This is a genomic window from Polynucleobacter sp. 35-46-11 (genome assembly GCF_002281105.1).
The window spans coordinates 1-5,885 of sequence record NZ_NCFJ01000128.1 but is presented as its reverse complement, the minus strand read 5'-3'; the positions used below and the strand labels follow the sequence as shown (position 1 = coordinate 5,885).

Annotated in this window: 5 protein-coding genes and 1 pseudogene; 3 read left to right on the top strand and 3 right to left on the bottom strand. The window is 46.3% G+C overall.

The features are described from left to right. The first annotated feature begins 1 nt into the window (after position 1). Positions 2-973: a magnesium/cobalt transporter CorA gene (gene corA / locus B7Y67_RS09785; RefSeq protein ID WP_015420400.1), complete on the top strand. Its 972-nt coding sequence runs from the start codon at positions 2-4 to the stop codon at positions 971-973. A gap of 18 nt (positions 974-991) precedes the next feature. On the opposite strand, the gene B7Y67_RS09780 is transcribed toward corA, so the two are convergent. From B7Y67_RS09780 to thiL, 3 genes are read right to left on the bottom strand one after another with little or no spacing between them, the layout of a single operon-like run. Then, positions 992-1,516: a CinA family protein gene (locus B7Y67_RS09780; protein ID WP_293598484.1), complete on the bottom strand. Its 525-nt coding sequence runs from the start codon at positions 1,514-1,516 to the stop codon at positions 992-994. After that, entirely contained in the window at positions 1,513-2,094 is a 582-nt protein-coding gene (locus B7Y67_RS09775) for a phosphatidylglycerophosphatase A (RefSeq protein WP_293598483.1), read from the bottom strand. Before B7Y67_RS09775 ends, B7Y67_RS09780 begins: the two co-directional genes overlap by 4 nt. Beyond that, a complete protein-coding gene (gene thiL / locus B7Y67_RS09770) occupies positions 2,091-3,113 on the bottom strand; it encodes a thiamine-phosphate kinase (RefSeq protein WP_293598482.1) in 1,023 nt (340 codons plus the stop codon). The genes B7Y67_RS09775 and thiL overlap by 4 nt, the downstream gene beginning before the upstream one ends. 84 nt (positions 3,114-3,197) lie before the next feature. Between thiL and B7Y67_RS09765 the strand changes: the two genes are divergently transcribed. Beyond that, the gene (locus B7Y67_RS09765; protein WP_293598481.1) at positions 3,198-5,525 is read left to right on the top strand and encodes an NADP-dependent malic enzyme; all 2,328 of its coding nucleotides are present in this window, start codon (positions 3,198-3,200) and stop codon (positions 5,523-5,525) included. Between the two features lie 138 nt (positions 5,526-5,663). Then, positions 5,664-5,885, top strand: a pseudogene (locus B7Y67_RS09760) (hypothetical protein); the annotation flags it as partial.

Genomic DNA, 5,885 nt, shown 5'->3' with positions numbered 1-5,885 from the left:
CATGATCAACTTGTTCGTCCTGCAAAATGGCCGCCTCTCTCAAGAGCAAGTGGAAGATCGCAATGAATTGTTGCAATACTCCAACCCTATCTGGATCGACGTAGTTGACCCAGAAGAGGAAGAGCTCCTATGGATTAAAGAGGCTTTTGGCGTTCTTTTGCCTGAACTAGATGATTTGGGTGACTTAGAAGCTTCTGCGCGTTACTTCGAGGCAGATGACGGCCACCTCCATATTCGTACGGATTTCTTATTGGATGAAGAAGAAACTTCTCGTAACGTTCGAGTCGCTTTCGTCATGACCAAGCAAGTTTTGTTCTCTATTCATGATGAAGACTTACCGGTCTTCCGCTTGGTACGCTTGCGTGCCCGTTTGCGCCCAGGTTCAGTGAGCAATGCAAAAGACGTTTTACTAGATTTGTATTCCACTGATGCTGAGTATTCCGCTGATGCTTTGGAAGAGGTTTATGAAAACCTCGAACAAGCAGGTAAGCGCGTTCTACAAGATGACATCACCGATAACGATGCCGAAGAAGTACTCGAAACGATTGCTAAGGAAGAGGATACGAACGGACGCATTCGTCGCAATGTGATGGATACCCGTCGTGCATTGTCATTTTTGATGCGCAGCAAATTATTGTCTGATGAGCAGCAAGAAGAAGCGCGTCAGATTTTGCGCGACATTGACTCATTAGAAAACCATACCGCGTTCTTGTTCGATAAGATTAACTTCTTGATGGATGCGACGGTCGGTTTTATTAACTTGAACCAAAGTAAGATCATCAAGATCTTCTCGGTGGTATCCGTTGCCTTAATGCCACCTACTTTATTGGCTAGCGTGTGGGGCATGAACTTCCGTTACATGCCTGAGCTAGAGCAGACTTGGGGTTATCCAGTTGCCATTATTTCCATGGTGATTTCAGCGATGATTCCATTGGGCTATTTCCGCCACAAGGGTTGGTTGAGCTCACGCTAATTCTGTAGTGCTACCTTGTTAGGCGTTTTTGGGTTTGAGTAATTCCAGAAATTGAGAGAGTGCAAAATCACGCGCTTGTTCCCGCACGATTTGACGATCACCGTTGAAATGCTTGGTGAGTGTGGCGGTGTTCACAACCTCATTTCCAATGACCTCTTTGATTGCCCAGCCAAAACAGACTGTACCAACTGGTTTTTCTGGTGAGCCACCTGTTGGGCCAGCGATGCCAGTAATAGAGATGGCAGCGTTGACATTCGCATTGCGAAGCGCACCCTCAGCCATGGCTTTAGCGACTTGCTCACTCACAGCACCAAATGAATCAATCGTCTCTGCTGGAACATCTAAGCATTCAGATTTCGCTGCATTACTGTAGGTGATATAGCCTCGCTCTAGCCAATCACTTGAGCCTGCTAAATCCGTTAGGGTTGCGCAGACAAGGCCACCAGTACAGGATTCAGCTAAAGCAATTTTCCAGCCACGGTTCATTAGAGTCTGTGCAACAGCTCTCGCTATTTCATGCTGAGGATCGTTATTATTTTTCATGAGATGTAGCTCAATCCAATATGTAAAAGCGTCATGGTGAGTAGGGTGAAAAATGCTGCAGCTAAATCATCAGCAATGATTCCGAATCCGCGCCAGAGTATTAAACCAAAACTAGATGGAGAGGAATGGTCGCCACCTTCTAAATGTTTAAAGTGTCGATCAATCATTCCAATCGGACCGGGCTTCACGGCATCAAAAAATCGGAATAGTGCAAATGCCAAAATTTGTACCCATATGTTTGCTGGCATGATAAAAATCAATACGATCCAGAAGGCAAGGACTTCATCCAAAACAATTCCGCCAAAATCTTTTTTGCCCAACTCTTCGCTGACTTGTCCGCAGATCCAGCAGCCCAGCAGTATTCCAATGCCGATGATCCACAGCCACGCTTCGGTAGATAGAAAATATTCTCCCACCAAGAATGCGGCCCAAGCCCACAGCGTTCCCGCAGTACCTGGGGCGAATGGTGCCAAACCACTGCCCATGCCGAATGCAAGGGCGCGACTAGGTTTACTAAATACCCACTTGAAGCTGGGAGTAAGGGTGGAGGAGCTTGGCGTATTAGCTTGGGTATTCATGCGAAGTGATCAAAAGATTTCAGTAGTAAACCTGCCTCTTGAGCATCTAACTCCTTTCCATCGTTGCCAACGATGTGTATCTCAGCTGCCGAGGATTGCATGGATTTGATGCTACCAATTTGAGTGAGGGCGAGATTGAGGTCTGCACTGATTTTGGCAATGGCATCCCGTTTACTGCTGGGGGCTGTGAAGCATAGCTCGTAATCATCCCCACCACTTGCTGAGTATTGATTTTGAATGGCCAACACTTGTTTACCTAGTGTGGCGGATTTTGGAATCTGACCTAAGGAGATTTCTGCATCTTTGCCGGACTGTTCAAGGATATGTCTCAGGTCCCCCAAAAGACCGTCAGAGATGTCTAAAACGGAATTGGCAATGCCTCTTAAGGCAATGCCTAAATCCAGCCTGGGGGTAGGTTGATGCATGCGCGCTTCTATGCTCGCTAAATCTTCTTTAGATAATTTAATTTCATGACGCAGTGCAGCAAGAGCAAGTCTCGCATCGCCAACAGTTCCCGAGACCCAAATGTCATCACCCACTAATGCCCCTGATCTATAAATGGCTTTCCCTTTGGGAATGCTGCCAAAAGCGGTGATGCAAATATTGAGTGGACCAGCAGTGGTGTCACCGCCAATCAGTGGGCAGGTAAATTGATTGGCAATTGCAAATAAGCCCTTGCTAAAAGCTTCTAGCCAGGCTGAATTAGACTCTGGCAATGCGAGGGCTAAAGTGAAGCCAGCAGGCTTGGCACCCATGGCTGCTAGGTCTGAAAGGTTGACTGCTAGGGCTTTCCAGCCCAGCCACTCTGGATTGGCATCTGGTAAAAAGTGTCGTCCAGAGACGAGCATGTCACTGGTGATCGCAATTTCTTCGGTAGGGTCGATATTTAGTAGGGCACAGTCATCACCAATCCCTAGCTTCACTGAACCAGGATTCTTACTGAGCATGAGTTCTGACTGCGTTTTGAAGAAACGCTGAATCAGGTCAAATTCGCCGAGTGGGGATGTTTGAGATTGCATGCCCCATTTTATGGCTCTTGGGACTCTTCCATCCGAGAGGAATAGAATTAGAAGCTTGAATACGTCTGATTGATGAGTGAACTGATGAGTAAACCAAGCAATAGCAGCAAAGAACAACAAATAGCGGATTTAAGAGCAGCCGCTCTCCACTATCACGAGTTTCCAACCCCAGGAAAGATTGAGATTGCCCCCACAAAGCAACTCACGAATCAGCGAGACTTAGCGCTTGCATATACACCTGGCGTGGCTGCTCCTTGCGAAGAGATCGTTAAGGATCCTGCAAATGCATTCAAGTACACAGCGCGTGGCAACTTAGTTGGTGTGATTACTAATGGCACAGCGGTTTTAGGTTTGGGAAATATTGGACCATTGGCAAGTAAGCCAGTGATGGAAGGTAAAGCAGTCCTCTTTAAGAAATTCGCCGGTATTGATGTTTTCGATATTGAAGTGAATGAAAACGATCCAGATAAATTAGTTGAAATCATTGCGGCACTTGAGCCTACTTTTGGTGGCATCAATTTAGAGGACATCAAAGCACCAGATTGTTTTGTAGTCGAACGCAAGCTACAAGCTCGCATGAAGATTCCGGTCTTTCATGATGATCAACATGGAACTGCGATTGTAGTTGCCGCTGCAATTCTCAATGGTTTAAAAGTGGTTGGTAAAGATGTCAGTAATGTGAAGTTAATTACCTCAGGTGCTGGTGCTGCCGCATTAGCTTGCTTAGATTTATTGGTTGACCTTGGTATACCGCGTAAGAATATTTGGGTCACCGACTTAGCTGGTGTTGCATATAAAGGCCGCAAAGAACTCATGGATCCGGAGAAGGAACCGTTCTGCCAAGAGACAGAATTGCGCACGCTGGATCAAGCGATTGAAGGCGCTGATATTTTCTTAGGTCTTTCTGCCGGTGGTGTGTTGAAGCAAGACATGGTTAAAAAGATGGCGCCTAAGCCATTGGTCTTTGCTTTGGCAAATCCAACTCCAGAGATTCTTCCTGAAGAAGTTAAAGAAGTTCGTCCTGATGCGGTGATGGCAACTGGCCGTACCGATTATCCAAACCAAGTGAATAACGTGTTGTGCTTTCCGTTCATCTTCCGTGGCGCATTAGACGTTGGTGCAACTACTATTACACGTGGCATGGAAGTCGCCGCAGTGCGGGCTGTAGCGGATTTGGCGCAAGCTGAGCAAAGCGAAGTAGTGACCTCTGTGTATGGTATTGAAAACTTGTCTTTTGGTCCGGAGTATTTAATTCCGAAACCATTTGATCCACGTCTGATTACGGTTATTGCACCTGCCGTTGCTAAAGCCGCAATGGATGATGGCGTTGCTCAACGTCCGATTAAAGACTTTGATGCTTACCGCAATCAGTTGCAACAATTTGTGTACCACTCCGGTACTTTGATGAAGCCATTGTTTAGCATTGCTAAACGAGTACCTGCTGCACAAAAACGTATCGTGTTTGCTGAAGGTGAAGATGAGCGCGTATTGCGTGCAGTACAAATTATTATTGATGAACATTTGGCGACGCCAATTTTGATCGGACGCCCTGCAGTCATTGAGCATCGCATTGGCAAGTTTGGATTGCGTATTAAGGCTGGCGAAGACTTTGAAATCGTGAACCCGGAGAATGATTCACGTTTCCGTGATTTCTGGCAAACCTATTTGGCGTTGACAGAACGCAAAGGCGTTACTGAATCTTTTGCCAAGTTAGAAATGCGTCGTCGTAACAGCTTGATTGGTTCAGTGATGATTACCAAAGGCATGGCTGATGGCATGATCTGTGGAACCGTTGGCAACTTAGCAACCCATTTGAAGTACATCGATGAGGTGGTAGGTCAAGAGCCGGGTGCCAATGTTTATGGTGCCATGTCTGGATTGATTTTGCCGGGTCGCCAAGTGTTCTTGGTAGATACCCATGTCAATATTGATCCAACTGCAGAGCAATTGGCTGAGTTGACATTGATGGCCGCGAGCGAAATGCGCAAGTTGGGTCTCGTACCGAAAGTAGCACTCTTATCCCATTCCAACTTTGGCTCAAGTAATGCGCCATCTGCAATCAAAATGCGTGAAGTGTTAGCTTTGATTCAAAATGCAGATTCAACTCTTGAGGTGGATGGTGAAATGCATGGTGATAGCGCCTTGGATGAAACCATTCGCGCTGGTGCGGTTACTTCATCTCCATTGAAAGGTGATGCCAACTTGCTAGTATTGCCAAACATTGATGCTGCCAACATTTCCTACAACTTACTAAAGACCGCTGCTGGTAACGGTATTGCAATCGGCCCATTACTGCTCGGTGCTGCTAAGCCGATTCATATTCTGACGCCATCAGCTACTGTGCGCCGTATCGTCAATGTCACCACTTTGGCGGTAGTTGAGGCAGCAAGTAATGCCAGAGGTGTGGCTTAAGAAGGCAGGGTGGGCTTTTATTTATGTTAGTTAGTGACAACTAACATAAATAATTATTATATAAATCAATGGTTTATATAAAATGCACTGTAATTAGGCTTGATTTGATGGCGTGTTAAGGGTAACCTAGCACCCATCATGAATAATCGCTCTGAAAACGGCACTACAGTAGGCTTCGACGAACACAGTCGTGCTGAAAGTTGGGATAGCAACGATCGACTTGAAGCCGAGTCATCTGCTGCCAATATCTATGCTCAGGGTGGTTTATCTCGTTTACAAACCTATGCAGCAAATCAAGTTTCGGGGAAAAAAGTGACAGCTTCTTGGCGTGCCGCTTTGGCCGTTCGCGATGCCGGACCG

Coding starts and splice junctions, on each gene's coding strand:
- B7Y67_RS09775 (WP_293598483.1), bottom strand. CDS start 2,094: ATGAATACCCAAGCTAATACGCCAAGCTCCTCCACCCTTACTCCCAGC.
- B7Y67_RS09765 (WP_293598481.1), top strand. CDS start 3,198: ATGAGTAAACCAAGCAATAGCAGCAAAGAACAACAAATAGCGGATTTA.
- corA (WP_015420400.1), top strand. CDS start 2: ATGATCAACTTGTTCGTCCTGCAAAATGGCCGCCTCTCTCAAGAGCAA.
- B7Y67_RS09780 (WP_293598484.1), bottom strand. CDS start 1,516: ATGAAAAATAATAACGATCCTCAGCATGAAATAGCGAGAGCTGTTGCA.
- thiL (WP_293598482.1), bottom strand. CDS start 3,113: ATGCAATCTCAAACATCCCCACTCGGCGAATTTGACCTGATTCAGCGT.